This is a genomic window from Microcoleus sp. S36b_A4 (genome assembly GCF_036700645.1).
Lineage (GTDB): Bacteria > Cyanobacteriota > Cyanobacteriia > Cyanobacteriales > Microcoleaceae > Microcoleus.
In genome coordinates this window covers 19,152-36,902 of sequence record NZ_JAUBPI010000064.1, presented here as the reverse complement: position 1 = coordinate 36,902, position 17,751 = coordinate 19,152, and the positions used below count along the sequence as shown (strand labels likewise).

The 17,751-nt window shown below is 45.0% G+C and carries 15 protein-coding genes; 9 read left to right on the top strand and 6 right to left on the bottom strand.

Features of this window, described 5'->3' with window-relative positions; all coding sequences use genetic code 11:
- Window positions 1–142 precede the first annotated feature (142 nt).
- The 4 genes from QUA03_RS19470 to QUA03_RS19455 all read right to left on the bottom strand — a co-directional run bounded on the left by QUA03_RS19470 (window position 143) and on the right by QUA03_RS19455 (window position 5,933).
- Entirely contained in the window at window positions 143–2,509 is a 2,367-nt protein-coding gene (locus QUA03_RS19470) for a transglutaminaseTgpA domain-containing protein (RefSeq protein ID WP_333214111.1), read from the bottom strand.
- A gap of 418 nt (window positions 2,510–2,927) precedes the next feature.
- A complete protein-coding gene (locus tag QUA03_RS19465; RefSeq protein WP_333214109.1) occupies window positions 2,928–3,998 on the bottom strand; it encodes a hypothetical protein in 1,071 nt (356 codons plus the stop codon).
- Window positions 3,991–5,172, bottom strand: a complete 1,182-nt coding sequence (gene hetZ, locus QUA03_RS19460) for a heterocyst differentiation protein HetZ (RefSeq protein ID WP_333214106.1) — start codon at window positions 5,170–5,172, stop codon at window positions 3,991–3,993. Before hetZ ends, QUA03_RS19465 begins: the two co-directional genes overlap by 8 nt.
- Window positions 5,173–5,672: 500 nt before the next feature.
- Window positions 5,673–5,933, bottom strand: a complete 261-nt coding sequence (locus QUA03_RS19455; RefSeq protein ID WP_333214104.1) for a hypothetical protein — start codon at window positions 5,931–5,933, stop codon at window positions 5,673–5,675.
- Here QUA03_RS19455 and QUA03_RS19450 point away from each other — a divergent pair.
- A complete protein-coding gene (locus QUA03_RS19450; RefSeq protein WP_333080946.1) occupies window positions 5,917–6,456 on the top strand; it encodes a Dps family protein in 540 nt (179 codons plus the stop codon). The genes QUA03_RS19455 and QUA03_RS19450 overlap by 17 nt on opposite strands.
- Before the next feature lie 241 nt (window positions 6,457–6,697).
- On the opposite strand, the gene QUA03_RS19445 is transcribed toward QUA03_RS19450, so the two are convergent.
- Complete coding sequence (locus QUA03_RS19445) at window positions 6,698–7,798, bottom strand: glycosyltransferase family 2 protein (protein WP_333214102.1); 1,101 nt, start codon at window positions 7,796–7,798, stop codon at window positions 6,698–6,700.
- 618 nt (window positions 7,799–8,416) lie between these two features.
- On the opposite strand from QUA03_RS19445, the gene QUA03_RS19440 reads away from it, so the two are divergent.
- The 5 genes from QUA03_RS19440 to QUA03_RS19420 all read left to right on the top strand — a co-directional run bounded on the left by QUA03_RS19440 (window position 8,417) and on the right by QUA03_RS19420 (window position 13,325).
- Complete coding sequence (locus QUA03_RS19440) at window positions 8,417–9,448, top strand: glycosyltransferase family 2 protein (protein WP_333214100.1); 1,032 nt, start codon at window positions 8,417–8,419, stop codon at window positions 9,446–9,448.
- 128 nt (window positions 9,449–9,576) lie between these two features.
- Entirely contained in the window at window positions 9,577–11,028 is a 1,452-nt protein-coding gene (locus tag QUA03_RS19435; RefSeq protein ID WP_333214098.1) for an NAD(P)/FAD-dependent oxidoreductase, read from the top strand.
- 21 nt (window positions 11,029–11,049) lie between these two features.
- Entirely contained in the window at window positions 11,050–11,721 is a 672-nt protein-coding gene (gene pnuC, locus QUA03_RS19430) for a nicotinamide riboside transporter PnuC (RefSeq protein ID WP_333214096.1), read from the top strand.
- Window positions 11,718–12,707: an AAA family ATPase gene (locus QUA03_RS19425; RefSeq protein WP_333214094.1), complete on the top strand. Its 990-nt coding sequence runs from the start codon at window positions 11,718–11,720 to the stop codon at window positions 12,705–12,707. Before pnuC ends, QUA03_RS19425 begins: the two co-directional genes overlap by 4 nt.
- A 129-nt stretch (window positions 12,708–12,836) precedes the next feature.
- The gene (locus tag QUA03_RS19420; protein WP_333214092.1) at window positions 12,837–13,325 is read left to right on the top strand and encodes a hypothetical protein; all 489 of its coding nucleotides are present in this window, start codon (window positions 12,837–12,839) and stop codon (window positions 13,323–13,325) included.
- A gap of 307 nt (window positions 13,326–13,632) precedes the next feature.
- Here the strand turns inward: QUA03_RS19420 and QUA03_RS19415 are convergent, their stop codons facing one another.
- Window positions 13,633–14,403, bottom strand: coding sequence for a hypothetical protein (locus QUA03_RS19415; RefSeq protein ID WP_333214090.1), 771 nt, complete (start codon window positions 14,401–14,403; stop codon window positions 13,633–13,635).
- A 1,055-nt stretch (window positions 14,404–15,458) separates the two neighbouring features.
- Here QUA03_RS19415 and QUA03_RS19410 point away from each other — a divergent pair.
- From QUA03_RS19410 to QUA03_RS19400, 3 genes are all read left to right on the top strand, one after another.
- A complete protein-coding gene (locus tag QUA03_RS19410) occupies window positions 15,459–16,157 on the top strand; it encodes a class I SAM-dependent methyltransferase (protein ID WP_333214088.1) in 699 nt (232 codons plus the stop codon).
- Window positions 16,158–16,515: 358 nt separating this feature from the next.
- Window positions 16,516–17,142: a 7-carboxy-7-deazaguanine synthase QueE gene (locus QUA03_RS19405; RefSeq protein ID WP_333214087.1), complete on the top strand. Its 627-nt coding sequence runs from the start codon at window positions 16,516–16,518 to the stop codon at window positions 17,140–17,142.
- Window positions 17,143–17,264: 122 nt separating this feature from the next.
- Complete coding sequence (locus QUA03_RS19400; protein ID WP_333214113.1) at window positions 17,265–17,708, top strand: retroviral-like aspartic protease family protein; 444 nt, start codon at window positions 17,265–17,267, stop codon at window positions 17,706–17,708.
- Window positions 17,709–17,751 lie beyond the last annotated feature (43 nt).

Below are 17,751 nucleotides of genomic sequence, written 5' to 3'. Positions count from 1 at the left end.
TCGTACTTCATATTATGGGAGCTAATTTTTTCTTTTATTTTACCTAGAACGAGCGCACTTTCGCAAGAGGTCTATTAAATAAGAGCTAGGCGAACTTCTCAACAGGGTAGGCAAGCGACGCTTTTTTTCCTACCCTTATCGCTTAAAACCAGCGCTTTTTGAGTTTCTTCAAGTGCGATCGCCTCAAATTTTCCACCAACCCCCGCAACTGGTTCAAATTACCCGCTTCGCCCCCGTACTTCCACCGCACGTAAGCCTGCGAAACCTCATCAATCACCTCAGCTTCATCAGTTGCATGATTCCCGCGCATAGCCTCAGCATACTCCAAAGGCGTTTGAGCGCGAGGTTTCACAAATCCCCTACTCGCCAAATCTTTCAGCATTTCCTGATAAACTCCCTCCACGGGCGGCAACTTCGCCAGCCAGCGGCGGTGGCGCCACTTGCGCCACAGTTGCCAAATTAACCAGCCAATAAAGCCAAAGGCGATCGCAGCAATCAAACCAGTAAATAACCCCACCCAACCCTTAGCAAACTGTCCCAGAAACCAGCCTACAATCAAAGTTATCCAGCCAATTACAAAACCTATGACTGAATCCAGCCCGCTTCTGAGAGGAGTCGGTAGCCAACCCGCGATCCAATTCCAAAACGATTCCAGCGCACTAAAAGTCTGGTTGTCTTCCACCGAAGCCGGAATCAGCGGATAACCGGGAATCGGATTAAAAGCAAACCAGCCATTATTGGGAAAATATACCTCCGTCATCAAAAAAGCGTCGGTATTTTTCACAACATAGTAACCAGTAAACGGGTTGAATTCCCCCGTATCGAAACCGCCCACCAGCCGCGCCGGAATCCCGATCGACCTCAGCATAATTGTCAGTACCGTCGAAAAGTGGTCTGGATATCCACCTGTAACTTTTTTGCCGTCCTGGGTGTTTTTGTAGCCAAACAGAAAAGCCTGGACTAAATCTTCACCTTCTTCTAAGTAAGGCAAAGCTTTTTCTATTTTGTAATTCGGATTTTGCTTTAAATATTGAGCCAAATACAAAGCTTTTTCGTAAGGAGAATCGATCGCTCTATCAGACTTAGCTACTCTCGTCCTTGCTAGCAATATTTCCTCAGTTTTTGCCCGCACCTTTGCGGCAATTTCCGGCGGCACATCCAAATAGAAATTGCGAATATTTTTCGGGTAATTAGTACCAGTTTTACCCAACAAAGCTCGATCGCGAAAAGGCACATTAGAAATCACCGTATAAGTCACACCTTCTCCCAATTCTGCAGGCGCTCGCAAACCCCCCTCCGCATCAATCGCCGCCTCTGGACTAGGAAAATAAAGCTCCTTCGGCTTGTTTAAAGCCGGAATCAAATTCGGCATTGGAGCAACAATAGTATAACTTTGAATCACCTCTTGAGTCCGAGGCGCATTGGGAAACGGATTCAAATAAAATTGATAAGACCAGCTAGGTCGAGTCAGCTTTTGAGCTTGTTCGTTGCGAGAAATTTCCCAACCCTGACCAGTGTATTTGTCAAAGCCTAATACCCGCCAAAAACCCGCAGCCTGCGATCGCACCCGCATCACCACTTGAGGTTTCATTTCCCCCCGCAAATTTTGATTAATGCGCTGGTTGAAACCGTAATAAAAAGTAGAGTCTACCTCTCCTGGCCCAGAGTCTGGATTTCTCCCCGTTCCTCCGCCAGTTCCTTTTTCATTTCCCCCTCTAACATACCCCGGATTCAGAATGCTGCGCGAGTCAAACTCCCCCTGATATTCAATAGGAGCACTCACCGGAAAAGTCCGCAACTGATAGCCAGGGAGGCGTGGCAAAAACGCAAAAATAGTCAGCCCCAACCCGACAGTTATCAGTAGCAGCCAACCAAAATACTTTGGGGATAAAGTAGCAGCAAATAGCGACAGGCTTTCATTTTTCCCTTTACCTTGTGCTTTTTCGCCAATGGCTTCTGGCTTCAAAAATCCCAAGCGCGATCGATAATCCAACACTAAAGTCGGAAGTGCTAAAGCCAAAAACACCAACAACAGCGGCCCAAAAGTCAAGGTTTGGCTGAGAGTCGCTGCTACCCCTAACAAAATTAGCCCGATTACCATCGAATAGCCCAAATCCTTGCGGCGGGGCAAATCGAAACTGTGCAGCACTTGAAGTTGGATTAACAGTTGCGCCAAAACTAACCGCGTATCGTTCAATTCTCCCACCAAGCGGCTAAAAAAAGCGAACAGCGCCACCAGCATTCCAATAGCTATGCAGAACTTAGCAGCTACATTGCGATCGCGGCGGCGGTACCAACTCCAAGTTGCTCCCACAATACTAACAGGCACAGCCCACAGGTTCTGGGCTTCTTCAGCAGCAACGTCAGTAGCTACAATTCCCACAATTACCAACAACTGAACTAGGATTCGCAGCAGTAAAGAATCCTCAATCACCGGCGGAGGCATGGCCTCAATCTGCTCCCACAGCTTACCCAAAACAGGTATATTTCGCAGGTTATCAGTTGTCATGTGCACCCATCCAACTATTTTAGATTTTAGATTTTAGATTTTAGATTAAATCCACAGATAAATCTGGATTTTACCTAATCTCTAAATCTTATTTCCCTGTCAAACGATTTTAGATTTTAGATTAAATCCACAGATAAATCTGGGTTTTAACTAATATCTAAATCTTATTTCCCTGTCAAACAATTCTAGATTTTAGATTTTAGATTGAATCCACAGATAAATCTGGGTTTTAACTAATATCTAAATCTTATTTCTCGGTCATTAGATTTTAGATTGAGTCCACAGATGAATCTGGGGGCTTGAACTAATATCTAATTTTTTGGGCTTTCCACGACAGAAGTCGAGGGATTGCATCTGTTTTTGTGTGAGGTCAAACCAGAGAGTAAACACCTACCTTATTTACTCTAATTAAACCTTTCTAGTTGCTATCTTGTACTGCCCAAATTGGACGAATAGCAAACATCAAAGGTCTGGTCTCGAAGTTTTGGAATCGAACTTCTAGGGCATAAGTCTTGTTAGGTTGCGGGTCAAACAACTCCACACTTAAATGCCCCGAATTCGGACGGTGTGCAGTTGCTTCGGCATCTCCTCCCTTGAGTTCCAAACTTCCTGCCCCCGGAAATTGGCACTCAACTCTTAAACACGGCATTGGCTGTTCTCTGTTGGGGTTTGACAGGTATTGAGCCTCCAGAGTCAGCGCACCCAAACCAGTCAGCCACTCCCGCGAAACCGGCGGCTGATTCACAGGACAATCGAGAGTTAGAGACTCAATGATTTCCTTGGCGGCCAACAGCGACAGCACCATTTGTTGATCGGTACTGGCTGCTTCGTAATTCGGGAAATCTTCTAAATCTAGAAGTCCCCGCAAAGAACCTCGGAGCACTAAACCAGCTAACTCGTTGAGTTCCTGAGACTGGCCCGGAAATAAGCTATCTACAGCGCGAACTAACTTTGAGCCTTGCCGCAGCGACGACATTACCAGCTCCTGACAAGGTTCTAGCAGTTGAGCAAAAACCCCTTGGGCGATCGGAATTGGCAGGCGGCCCCACCTGATATTTTGTAGTTGGGGAGTCCAGAGGTGTAGGGGGGGAACCCATTGCGGGGCTACATCGTCTGGGTAGTCGTGGTCGTAGCTTTTGAATTCTGTTTCCCAGGGGAACAGCGGCGGGTTAGATTCAATTTCGGCTCTAAGCCTTTCTTTTAACAAGGTCTGAAAACGGTCTTGCACGGTCGGTATTTCTCCAATTGTCAGCGGTTGTGCGGGTGCATTGTTGTGCGCCCCCACTTGATAGTCCAGCGGGTCTGGTTCGTCCCATTCCCAGTATTCCACCCCGGAATTGTCTTCTGTGTCGCCCCACTCTTCTGAGCGAGGGGATGGATTGAGGTTTTCCTCATTTTCGTTAGAGGTATTCGCGATCGGCACCTGCAATATCCAGTCTAAAAAATGGCGATCGAAAGCCTCTGCATCCCTGTTCGTTTCGTTATTCATCACTAGATGCCCCTTCTCCGGAATCTGAACGATTTCGCAATTCCCACGCAAGTTCCAGCAATTTAAACCACCGCTTCTGTACCTGGGCTACCGTGCTACCCAGGGTTTGGGCGATCGCTGATTCTGACAGACCCTGTTGTTTCAACTTTAGCAAACGCTGTCCCTCTGGACCAATTTGCTCGCCAAACGCCTGCCACTGAGAAGGCAGCAAACCCAAATTGCGGTCTAAGTCTGCTTCCAGCCACTGGTGAACAAGTTCCCAGCGGTGCGACATGGCGAACCTGAGCAAATGGTACTTGAAGCGCTGCTGTAAATAGTCTCTTTGGCGGGGAGTTATGCCCAGAAGCGACTCTATTTCATTAGTCGGCAAGTCTTGCAAGCGCAGCACGAAGTAATCGGCGCAGTCTTGTTGATTGCGCTCTTTCAAGTAAGCCACTAATTCGTCAATCACGTTTAGCCGCAGAGATTCTGACTCGTCGCCTTGCGGGCGAATTGCAGCGGAACCCTGTCCTGCCATCGCTTCCCGCACGGAGTGCACCGAGGTGTCGTTCCAAGTTTGGTCGGAATCGGAAGCCCCTCCGTCAGCGGCTTGTTCCATATCTACGGAGGTTTCTTTGGGCTGCTGCTGGGAAAAGGTTTGGGCCCGTAAAATAATTAGTTGCTGACTGCGGTTCCGAGGTAAAGGAATGCGCCGCTTGCCGAAGCGCTCTACAAAGGCCATGTACTCTGCTAGTTCTAAGCGAGTGCGGGGACTGTAGGTAGGTGGCAGTTGGGTTTCGCGCCGGAATGCCTTTAAAGCTTCCAGATAAAATCCTTGCAAAAAATCTTTGATCAGTTCTACTCGCGCCTGATAGCTAGACTGCACCTGCGGAGGGGTGATGTAGCGATAGACGATCGCGCTGAGGGTACTGTGCAATTCTACTCGCCCGGGCCCGGAGCCTAAATTGTAATAGTGGAGGCATTGTTGCAGGCGGTGCTGAGCTAGGCTCTGGGCTGAACCTTCTATATCTCCAGAGGCCTGAATCCGCTGGCTTTCAGTGCATATCCTGTTGACTTCTGCTGCGAGTCGCCCTGCTACATCTTGGCAGTTCTGCTCAGACGCGCGAGTGGACTTTTTGAGTTCGTCTAACAGCAGTTGAAATATGGTTTCCACGCTCTGGCAGATTTCCCGCATGATGGTTTACAGCTAACAATGAAAGTAGCACAGTTAGTCAAAGTATGGATAAATATTTCCTACCGCTACTTTACCCCGGATTCCCCAGATAGGACAAACTGCAATGCCCTCTTTCTCCTCCTTCGCGCAAACACAGAGGATTGCTTTTTTTATCTCTCCTGGAGACGCCATCCGCCAAGAACCAGGTTTAAACAGTTGCCATAACGATGGTTCATCAGAGTGTCGGGTTGGACAAAGCATTCATGGGGGCCCAAAACGCTACACGGCCGTTGATACCTTCGGCTGAGTGCTGTGGTGGTCACAGCAGCGCAAGTCCTTCCCAAGGTGAAGCGAGCAAACAGGCTCTCTCTTTCGGTCTACTAGATGGGGTCAAGGGTTATATTTAATTGCAAGTTCCTTATGCCATCATTTAAACCCGCCCGCACAATTAAGTGTGTGTGATGTTCGTTAACTTCGGCATAAATTCCTTGATTTTTACTAACAATCAGAGTGCAGCCTTTTTATATAGCGGGATTGAGCGGGGGTTCCCCTGCTGCCCAATCGATGCGATCGGCAAACAAAAGCGCTTCGGAACAATAAGTTTGATTGCATCTATCTAAGGGTATCAATATTGCAATTACTTTAACCTGAAAAGCAGATATTTTACTAAAATGCGATCGTCTTCGATCGTCCTCTGGGTTGATGTAAGTGGTTGGGTAAATTTGTTCTAATAAATGTAAAGTTAGATTTGAAGGAACAATTTCAATGCGTAAGTTAAACATAGGTCTATCTGACGAGCAGCGTGCAGGCGTTATCGAACTATTGAATCACGACCTGGCAGATGCTTATCTGCTGTTAATCAAAACCAAAAAGTATCACTGGGATGTAGTTGGGCCACAGTTTAGATCGCTCCATCAGTTGTGGGAAGAACACTATCAGGCGTTAACACTAAATATCGATGCTATGGCTGAACGGGTGAGAACTTTAGGTGGTTATCCAATTGGTACTGCTGAGGGCTTTCTGAAGTATGGTTCGATAAAAGAACATATCGGCGATTTGCCTTTGGCTACGGAAATGGTATCGCGTTTAGTTGACGACCACGAACTGATTATTCGCAATCTCCGCAAACACGTTGAACAGTGCGGTGAAGAGTTTAAGGATGACGGAACCGCAGACTTTTTGACTGGTTTGATGGAACAGCACGAACAAATGGCTTGGATGTTGCGATCGTTTATTGAAGGGGAATCTATTTCGCCCGATGGTAAGCAGCCCCAAGCTCAAACTGCTACAGCTTCTCACGCTTAGAGATATTAAGTAGAGGGAATAAGGAAGTTCGGCAACGGATTCGCTCCACGGATGTAATGGATGTAACGGATGTCAGGAAGCAGGAAGCAGGAAGAAAAGGAAGAAGTAAGAATGGAAAATTAATTTTTTTTATTTAACCCTCTTTCCTGATTCTCGATCGACCAACCAGGCAGAATTAAACGCCCTCTAGCTTCCTCAAAAACCCGGTTTCTTCAAAAAACCGGGTTTTTCAACGTAGGGTTTATGTAGATTTTCGATTTCCTAAACTATTGAATCGCATTCTTTCGTATAGCTGCGATGGCAACATTCTGTGAGCCTTGGTTCGCGCCTCAATCCTAGCAAGTGTCGTCCCTTCACTCGATTCTGATGCTTGTTTTAACTCTAACCCTGATTCTGTTGGCGGTGGGAGTATTATTTTTAATATACTTTCAATTGACAGCAGATACAAATTGTGGCGCAAAAGTGCCATTAATAAATCTTCTTTGAAAGCTCGATACAGCCAAGATAATGTACTGCGGTGATTGCCGCTGCGGTTGCTTTTAACAGCTAAGTAAATGTAAAAATTGCTGCTAGACCAGTGATAAATTCTGCTGGGAATTTCGGGATGTTGCTGTCGGACATCTGCCATAATTAAAGAGTGAGCTTTGGCCATTGCTGCATAGTTGCTAGACATACTGCTGGCAATCTGCCGATAGCCAACTAAGTATTCTGGTACGACTTTAAATTGATAATGTTCGGCTATGCGGAGGTGCAGTTCCCAGTCTTCGCAGCCTTGAGCGTTTTCTAGTTTAAGTTGGCTGTTGTAACCGCCGACTTTTGCAAAACAAACGCGGCGGATTAGAGATGAGCTGGCATTGCCTATAAAATATTTATAAATTAATGCTGTGTAAACTTCTCCTTCGATGGTGGAGTTATAAAATCCACCTGTGAGCAAGTCTTTTTCATTTATATCAACTGACCAGGAATAGACAACTCCGACAGATGGTGCTGAGGAATTCAGGCAGTTAACTTGTTTTTCTAGGTTTTGCGGATACCAAATATCGTCGGCATCGATGGGGGCAATATATTCGCCTTTTGATTTTTCAATTGCTAGGTTGCGGGCGACGGCGACGCCGGAATTTGGCTGGTGGAATAAGCTGACTCGGCTATCTTTTTGAGCAAAAGATTGGACGATTTTGGCTGTTGTATCTGTAGAGCCGTCATCAACTACTAAAACTTCTATGTTTTGATAAGTTTGAGATAAAACAGACTCTAAGGTTTTAGCAATAAAATTGTCAGCGTTGAAAGCTGGTATGATGACTGAAACTAATGGCTGATTTAAAGTGTTTTGGGAGTTGTTCATGTAATATAAAAAAGGGTTTATGTAAAAGTTTTGGTTCAAAGGGAGCTAGCTAAGGGTATGTTAGCAAATTACGAAAGCTCGATCGTACAGCGTCAGAAATTTTAAGACGTATATTTGACGTATATTTAAAATATATTGCCAAAAATAATAAAATGTGCATTGACTCCGCAGTCGCGATCGACACTTGGTGCAGGAGTCATTCGGAGATGAGGTCTGTAAAATAAATTGTACCGCGCAAGTCCTGACAGTTCCCGGATACCCGTAGAAAGTATGTTTTATTTTATACGGTGTACTTACTTATAAAATCACAGTCTTGTGCGGTGCAACACAGCCGCACAAAAATCCTGCCGGTGCTTTTTCGCAAGTTTACACAAACAATCCTATATTTAAAGATTTTGTAAAGCTGTTGTCTGCATCAGGTCAGTCTCAGCAAGATATGGCGTAGAATACAGGTATGAATTGGGGAAAATCCAATCGAGAATGCCAGCAAAAAATCTAGTTGAATACAAACAGCAATCGAGTTATAAATAAAAAAGTAGAGCTAATTTTACCCTTAGTAAAGTAGCAACAATAAAATCCCAGCAAATTTTAGCCCCTGCAACTTAAACAATTTAGGTAATGATTTCTACCGCCGACCCCACTGTATCCGTTATTATCCCAGTCCACAACGGGGGCTCTTACTTCCGCACCTGTTTGTCAAAACTGGCTCAAGCTGTGCCCAAACCGATCGAAATTATTGTAGTAGCAGATGGCGAAAGCGACGGTTCCTGGCGTCTGGCCAAGGAATTCGGCGCCAAACTGATCAGGATTCCCGAATGCGGGGGGCCAGCGCGGGCAAGGAATTTGGGTGCCCAAGCTGCAAAGGGAGATATTCTGTTTTTTGTGGATGCTGATGTCGCTGTTTGTCCAGAAGCTGTGGGCTATGCGATATCGGTGTTCAAAAATAATCCCTACTTAGCTGCTTTCATTGGCTCTTACGACGATGATCCTGGAGATCCTGATTTTCTATCGCAGTACAGGAACTTGCTGCACCACTACGTGCACCAAACAGGTAACGAAGAAGCTTCGACTTTTTGGGGCGCTTGCGGAGTGATTCGCCGGGAAATTTTTTTGCAAATGGGTGGCTTTAATGAGAGTTATCGCCAAGCTTCGATCGAAGATATTGAGTTCGGCTACCGTTTGAAACAAGCAGGTTATAACATTCGGCTGTGCAAAACATTGCAGGTTAAGCATTTAAAGCAGTGGAAACCTATGGGGATGGTGAAAGCTGACTTTTTCTACCGAGCACTGCCTTGGACAGAACTGATTTGGCGCGATCGCCAATTGAATAACGACCTCAACTTGCAAGTTTCAAATCGCATTAGCGTGATTTTAACTTATGCAGTGCTGCTGGCAGTTTTGGGAACGTGCTGGTCGCTGAGCTTTCTGTTACTGGCTAGTTTGCTGGCCATACCACTGGTAGCAATTAATGCACCGCTTTACCGATTTTTTCACCGTAAACACGGTATCCTATTTGCCCTGAAAACTATTCCGTGGCACTGGCTTTTCTACTTTTACAGCGGACTGGCATTCGCGATCGGCACTGGTCGCTACTTATACCAAAAAAAGCCTGTGACTGGCAAAGTTAGCTTGCCGGTATCCGCTCAATAAATCAAGGTAATTTGTGCTTAAACATCAGGTAGATCGATAGTTTCTCAGGGTATTCACGGGTGCATCTATCCCTTTGACAAGTTATAAATAACTGTATAGTTTCGATAAAAAAGCTGGAGGTAGGCTGAGTGAAACATTATCCTGTTGCGATCGTGGGTGCAGGCCCTGCGGGCTTGACTGCTGCCTATGAGCTCGTCAAGCAAGGCATCATCCCTGTTGTACTAGAAAAAGGTGATAAAGTTGGGGGAATAGCTCGCACAGAAACCTACAAAGGCTATCGTTTCGATATTGGCGGCCACCGCTTTTATACTAAAGTTGAAGCCGTGCAGCAGTTGTGGCAAGAGGTTCTGGGAAATGAGTTTATTAAAGTGCCACGATTGTCGCGAATCTTTTATCGAGGTAAATTTTTTAACTATCCGATCAGTGCCTTCAATACTCTCTTTAATTTGGGCATAATTGAGAGTACGCTAATTATTTTGAGTTATCTGAAAGTGAGAGTTTGGCCACTTACCGAAGAAAAAACTTTTGAACAATGGGTGATCAATCGTTTTGGCGAACGCTTGTATAAAACATTTTTTAAGACTTACACTGAAAAAGTTTGGGGCATTCCTTGTTCGGAAATTCAAGCAGATTGGGCGGCGCAGCGGATTAAAGGATTGTCGCTGACGACAGCAATTATTAATGCTTTGTTTGGTAGCAACGACACTAAAACATTAATCAAAGAGTTTGATTATCCAGCTTTGGGGCCGGGGATGATGTGGGAAAAGTTCGCGGAAGCTGTGGAGAATAAAGATGGCAAAGTTTATCTCGATACTAAAGTGATTAGCTTTGAGCGTGAAGGGAATAAAATTAAAAGTATTACTGCTGAGCAAAACGGAGAATTAATTCAATATTCCGCGGATAATTTCATTACCAGTATGCCGATATCGGCGCTGGTAGCAAGAATGAAACCGCAGCCGCCCGAAGAGGTATTGCACGCCGCGCGATCGCTCAAATATCGAGATTTTTTGATTGTATCGCTGATTGTCGATCGCAAGGATTTGTTTCCTGACAACTGGATTTACATTCACTCTCCCGAAGTCAAAGTTGGACGAATTCAAAACTTTAAGAATTGGAGCGCAGCTTTAGTTCCCGATGTCAGCAAAAGTTGTTTAGGAATGGAATATTTCTGTAGCGTAGGCGACGAGATTTGGGAAATGTCGGACGCTGAACTGATCGAATTAGCAACTCGCGAATTGGTTGGTTTAGGGTTAGCAACAACGGCTGATGTGGAAGATGGAGTGGTCATACGGCAACTTAAAGCTTATCCAGTTTATGATGGAGAATATCGAGGACACTTGCAGGTACTTGAAGGTTTTTTGAAGGGATTTGAGAATTTGCAGACGATCGGGCGCAACGGTATGCACCGATACAACAACCAAGACCATTCCATGCTGACGGGGATGCTGGCTGTGAGAAATATTCTCGGCGAAAAGCACGATTTGTGGGATGTGAATACTGAGCGATCGTACTATGAAGACTTTAGTGTCGATCGCTCAAAAGAAAAGAAGGATTCGGATTTGATTTCGCAGTCAATATAGGCAGCCGAGATAGGGATTGCCATGAAAAAAGCGAACCTGCCAAACTTAATCGGCTTGACAGCAAGCACCTTCGTACTCCTGCTTTCTGTGCAGTGGTTTGTCCCTATCCAACTCGACTTAATGGAAGCGATAGCCGCGATCGCTTCTGCTTGGAGCGTTTGGCTGCTTGCTAAAAACAATCCCCTAGGCTGGTGGATCGGCTTAATCGGAGTTATCGCCTACGCTGCGGTGTTTTATCAAGTTAAACTTTACGGCGAAGTTGCGATTCAATTTTTCTATTTAATCACGAGCTTGCGAGCAATTTATATTTGGCTGCAGGGCGGCGAAAACAGCACAGAAAAACCTGTATCTCGCATGGATCAACGCTGGCTCATCCTCACCGCAGTCTTAGTTACAGTTGGCGTATTTGCCTTGCGAACAGTATTAGTATATTTGGGCGGTGCGGCACCATTTTGGGACGCCCTGACCACCATCTTAAGCTCGATCGCCCAGTTGTACCTGATGGAACGCTATCTCGAAAGCTGGTATTTGTGGATTGTTGCAGACACGATTTACGTTCCCTTGTACGCCTCGCGCGGGCTATATCTGACGAGTATTTTGTACGCGATATTTTGGTTGATGGCAATTTACGGACTGCAAAATTTTCAGCGGATTTACTCGGAACAAAAGTTAAAACAGCAGCAATCTTTATGATACTGGGTGTTACTGTAGGCAAATTTTATCCCTTCCACAAAGGACACGACTACTTAATTCGAGAAGCTAAAAAAAAGGTTGACCGTTTAATCGTTCTCGCCTGTTACAAAACAAATCAAGCAGTTGCAGGAAGCGTTAGAGCCGACTGGATTCGGTTTTTGCATCCCGACGCAGAAGTTATCGAAGTCCTCGACGATTTGCCGGAAGCCCCCGAACCTTGGGCTCAGAGGACTCTTGAGGTGCTTTCCGGGCGAAAACCAGATATCGCTTTTACTTCAGAAGATTACGGGGAACCTTGGGCAAAACTGATGGGAACTCAACACTTTGCAGTCGATCGCGAACGACTCAAATTCCCGATTTCTGGAACGCAATTGCGATCGCACTTAGCCGAACACTGGCAAATGCTGACTCCCCCAGCCAAAGCCTACTTTGCCAAACGAGTCTGCGTGCTCGGTGTAGAATCGAGCGGCACAACTACCCTGGCACGATCGCTCGCACAGCACTATCAAACTGCTTGGGTTCCCGAATACGGCAGGTGTTACTGGGAAGGCAGGCAATATTCGCCCGATCCTGAAATTTGGGACAGCTATGAATTTGTAGCAATTGCCAAGAAACAAGCTGCTATAGAAGACGATCTGGCTACTCGCGCTAACAAAGTAGTTATCTGCGATACAGATTCTTTAGCTACTTGTATTTGGCACAAACGTTACGTTGGTTCCGAACACCCGATGGTCGAGAAAATTGCAGACAGCCGCCGCTATGATTTGTATATTTTGACTCAGCCGGATTTCGGGTTTGTTCAGGATGGAACGCGAGAAAGCGAACATTTACGAATGACTATGCACCAGTGGTTTGTTGAGATTCTTCAGCAGAAAGGAAAGCGGTATATTACTTTGGGAGGAACGCACGAGTTGCGAATGTCAGAGGCAATTGGGGCGATCGATTCAGTGTTGGTGTTTGAACGATTAAAGGAGCTAGAGAATTAGGAATAAGTGGAGCGTGAGCGCGCACCTTTTATTTGCGGGCGATCGCTCTTTTGAAATATCTCTTTCTTCTGTAGATATCTATTAGAATAGTCGCACTAGGCGGTTAAAAGGATTGCAGGGAAACGATTTATGAAACTCATGGATTTGCCCCAAGATGTTCTCGATGATTTATGTCAGGATCAACAGTGGCGATTAGATATCGATCCAGGATTTGACAGCAAACACGAATTTTGGATGGCGTGGCACCATTTTCTCAAGTTACCGGAGGAATCCTACTTTGAGATCGCCGAAGATAGTCTCGCAGATTTTCTCACAGTTGAAGAGTATAACCTGCTGCTGCCAGTGCCACGATCGCACCATGCCAGCATCGATCCCATTCGATTGATTTCGAGTGCTGACCAACAGACACTTACCCTGTTTCTTCAGGACTCTTACCATCGTGATTGGTTCACAAAGCCCAGCGATGCCCGTTATGGATTTCTGGCGATCTGCGATCGCTATCAGAAGTTTGGTTGCGATTTCTATCTGGCCAGCTATTATCATTTCGCTTACCTCCTCGGAAAGGATTACGAAGTGGCTGTAGCGATTCTTACTCAAAAATTAGGTCAGCTACCGTAGTTGATGTCCGATTGAATGATATCGATTTAGATGAGTTTGTAGTGAAGACTTTAGCCCTTCGATCCTGCGGACTAAAGTCCAAGGGCAAAGATTCTCCCAAGGCGAGGCAACGCTCTGCAAAAATTGTTGTTTGAGAATGCACGCAGGATTTGGCATAATGGAGAGAGATATTTTGGTTGGTCAGGCAATTATCTATGTATATCTTGCCTTACAGATTTTTTGGGGCTCACTTTTTTAGTGCCATTAGACTAAAGTCCTCACTACAAACCAATGTGAATCTGGTTGTTTGACCGGAGATAATAGGACTTTACGATTCTTTAAAGAAGCGGATGATTTCGCGGACATGGTTGAGAAATTGTCCGTCATCGGTGAGTTGGGCGATCGCACTTTCTGCATCTCTTCTCAGGTGAGTGTGCTCTGCTTGATTTGTCGCTTGCAAAGATTGTAGAGATGCGGATAAAGTAGTTAGTTCTCTTCTGATAGCTTCCCGTTCCCGATTTTGTACAGCCACCCATGAATTCGGATTGTCTGAACTTAATTGATTGTTCAAATCTCTAACTGTAGATTCTAAGTTTGCAAAGCGGCTGCGGAGTTCGACAATATCTTCGCGGGGGTGCAAAAATTGGCGGCGGATACTTGTCAGCCTTTGGGCTAAATACTGATAACCTCGGATAGCTGGACGCAGTACAGTTAACAGCAGTGCAGCAGCGGAACTGAGATAGCCAATAGCACTAATTCCGGCGGCGGCTAGGGCGTAAAGTACGATCGCGCTAAACAGGTGAAGTGCGATCGCCACAAAGAGCGATCGGCTAACTAATACAGTAACGTATTTGACTTGTTCCTGATCGACAGCAATGTTTTTTTTAGTCGATTCTGCGGCTTGGGCTAAAACTTCTTTAGCTTCAAAATGGATATTCCAGGGAACTGTAACTATCAGCAACAGCCATTCAAAAATAGCAATGGCAATTATCCAATCAATAAAACTGCCGGCGGAGACGTGCAGCCATTGCAGAATGGCAAAAACTAGCAGCAAAAATATGCCTGTGGCGGCACCAAAACCTGCAAAACTGTAATACATAGCGATGCCTTGGTGGAATGTTGTTTTGATTGTGGGTAGGTGTTTTAGGTCTGGAGTAATAAACTGTGACAGTTAAGTGAGCGTCCTATTAATCCCGGTTAATTAGTTATGAGTAAAAGTGCAGGCCAAGGGTTGCGATCAACCTGTTTTTTCCCACAAATGCTTGCTCTACCTCAATCGTGCAAGTTAGTTGAGAATTGGGGTAAGTTGTTTAGGTATGGATTCATAAGGTGTGACAGTTAAGAAATCGTCCTATTGAACCCAGTTTATTAGTGATTAGTAATACTCCGGGAGACAAGGGTTTCCAGACGCCTGGTTTGTTCCATGAAAATACACGGGCTTGAACCCATCAATAATAGTTAAAGGAAACGGTTTGTTTGTTTGGGAGTGCGTAAGTCCTCAATAATGAGTCATTGGCGATTAATTAGAGCGACACAAACAAACTTGACAATGTAACAAAATGTAAACTAATTACAACCTCGGCGATTGCTTCATTTCACTGGCAATGACATACTTATGTTTTTCGCAGTTCATCTAGTTAGTAATCAGGATGAAGTCAATCGATTTTAGATTTTAGATTTTAGATTTTAGATTAAAGAATTGAAGCATTGACCCCACGGATGAATCCGGGGGCTTGTATCCTGGATGCTTTGGGTCACATTCTCCCCTACTCATACCATTTGAGATTTGAGATTTGAGATGGGGAATGGCTGATTATGTATGGGTTTGCAGATTCTATACAGTTGCATTCATTTTTTGAACTGGTATCACTAACGGCGTTACGCGGTGCTAGTCCTAGAAAAGCAGGAATCTCAAAACGCTCCCCTCTATCTATTTTTATTTTCCAGAGCTGCTAAATCACCTGTGGCTGAGATAAACTGATTTGGAAGTAGAGCGCGCGTTTTGCAAGTTGCCTCTGTGTAACCGAGAGACTGCTACTGCAACCTGCCCTCAGCCACAGCAAGATAGATGCCTAAATTAACTCTACATTCTCGGATTTCCATTAACAGGGCGTCTACAATCTAAAATCAAAAGTGAGCAGCAAGGACAAACCGATGGCGAACTCAACTCTTGGCCTAGAACATCAACTTTACGATTATCTGTTATCTATTTCTCTGCGGGAGCCAGATATTCTCGCTTCACTACGAGAAGAAACTGCTAAGCATCCTATGGGGATGATGCAGATTGCTCCCGAACAAGGTCAGTTTATGGAGCTCATGGTGCAGCTTATGGGAGCGACCAAAACCTTAGAAATTGGCGTTTTTACTGGTTATAGCGCGCTGTGCGTAGCTTTAGCACTGCCTCCTAACGGTCAAATTATTGCCTGCGATGTCAGCGAGGAATATACTGCGATCGCACGACGCTATTGGGAAGCTGCGGGCGTGGCTAATAAGATTTCTTTGCATTTGGGCCCAGCAATAAATACTCTCGACAAACTAATAGCCGAGGGACAAGCTGGAACCTTTGATTTTGCCTTCATCGACGCCGATAAAGAAAATTATGAGGCTTATTTTGAGCGATCGCTACAACTTGTACGCAATGGCGGTTTAATTGTAATTGACAATGTTCTGTGGTCTGGACGAGTGGCTGATCCTCAAGTACAAGACGAAAGCACCCTCGCTATTCGTACTTTTAACGACAAATTGCGTAACGATCCCAGAGTTACTCTCAGTGTTGTCCCCATTGCTGACGGACTGACTTTGGCATTGAAACGCCGTTGGGCTACTCTGATGGAACCTGAACAGCATAATTAAAGAGTTATTTGCGGTTTGTGGTGGATTTCTAAGGGACTCATACCAAAGCTATGAAGAAACCGGATTGCTGAGTCAGTCGATTTTAGATTTTAGATTTTAGATTTTAGATTTACCCCACAGATAAATCTGGGATCTTGAACTTTGGTCTAAAATTTTTATCTTTCCACGACAGGAGTACGTGGCACGGTATCCGTTTTTGGGCTGGGTCAAGCTTCTGGGATAAAAGGGATAATTTTTTTTCATACACCCCGTTTATAGGTTCAGTACTGTTTTTAATTGTTGCAAACCGCGAAGAAATAACAATTTAAGAATATTATATATAAACAACGTAATTAATTGATTTGAGGCGTAACTTCGGGTGTCTAATTTACAACTAAAATTACCAATTCACGAAACTTTTCAGTGTACTGTTCAAGGCGAAGGTTACTGGACGGGGACTTTAGTTGATTTTATCAGATTGGCCGGTTGCCCTGTGCGGTGTCCTTGGTGTGACACAGGGTACGAAAATGGGGGCAAAGGTTTGCCGTCTGTGCCGCAGTCGATCGCCCAATTGCTCGCTCAATTGCAGTCTCCGAGGGTGGTCATTACTGGCGGCGAACCTTTTATACACCGGGATTTGCCTGAGTTAGTTGAAGCTTTGTTAGAAGCTGACAAACAGGTGAGTATTGAAACTTCGGGTGCTTGCTGGCAGGATGTTTCCCCGCAGGCTTGGATTACTCTTTCTCCGAAGGAACACGTCAATCCTAAATATCCGGTGCAAGAGCTTTTTTGGACTAGAGCTAATGAAATTAAGTTGGTGGTTAGCACTGGCGAAGAAGTTGCATTTTATCACAAGCATTTGGCAAGTAATGTGAATATTCCGATTTTCTTGCAACCAGAATGGAACTCCAAAAATTTATCGATTCCAATTATCTTGGAATTGCTGAAACAAAATCCTAGTTACAGGCTATCTTTGCAAACTCACAAATTTATTGGTGTGCAATAAATTGATGACTTAGCCCGATCTATTCGTCAGTGGGCGGTGCAGAATGGGGAGTGCATCGCCTTACAATTTGTGGAAATATGTGCGCTATAATTAAAGCAGCAATTTATGATAATTTGAACGTAATGGAAACAACTACGGAAACCCTAATGGGAAAAGTTATCACAACCCTAGTAATTACGAATCGGCTGGATGAAGGGAAAGCAGAAGATAATCTGATTCCCATCGAGCAAGTCAGGTCTGTTACTCTAGAAAATGTTTTGGTGGATACGGGCGCGACAACTTTGTGTTTGCCTAAAGATGTCATTGCCCGACTGGGTTTGAAAATCCTCAAGCAAGTGGTTGTGGAAACAGCCACGGGTATTAGTGAGGCGAGGATTTTTCGGGATGCTTCGATTTCTCTGTGCGGGCGCGAAGGGACTTTTGAGTGTTTGGAATTGCCGGAGGGGAAAACTCCACTTTTAGGGGTGATTCCGATGGAAGCGCTGGGAATTGAAGTCGATTTGAAAAATCAAAGATTGAAGGTTTTGCCCGACGGGCCGACGGAAACTTATTTGACAATTCTTTGATATTCTTGAGTTTGGATGCCAGCTATTCGATCTGCAGCGCTAA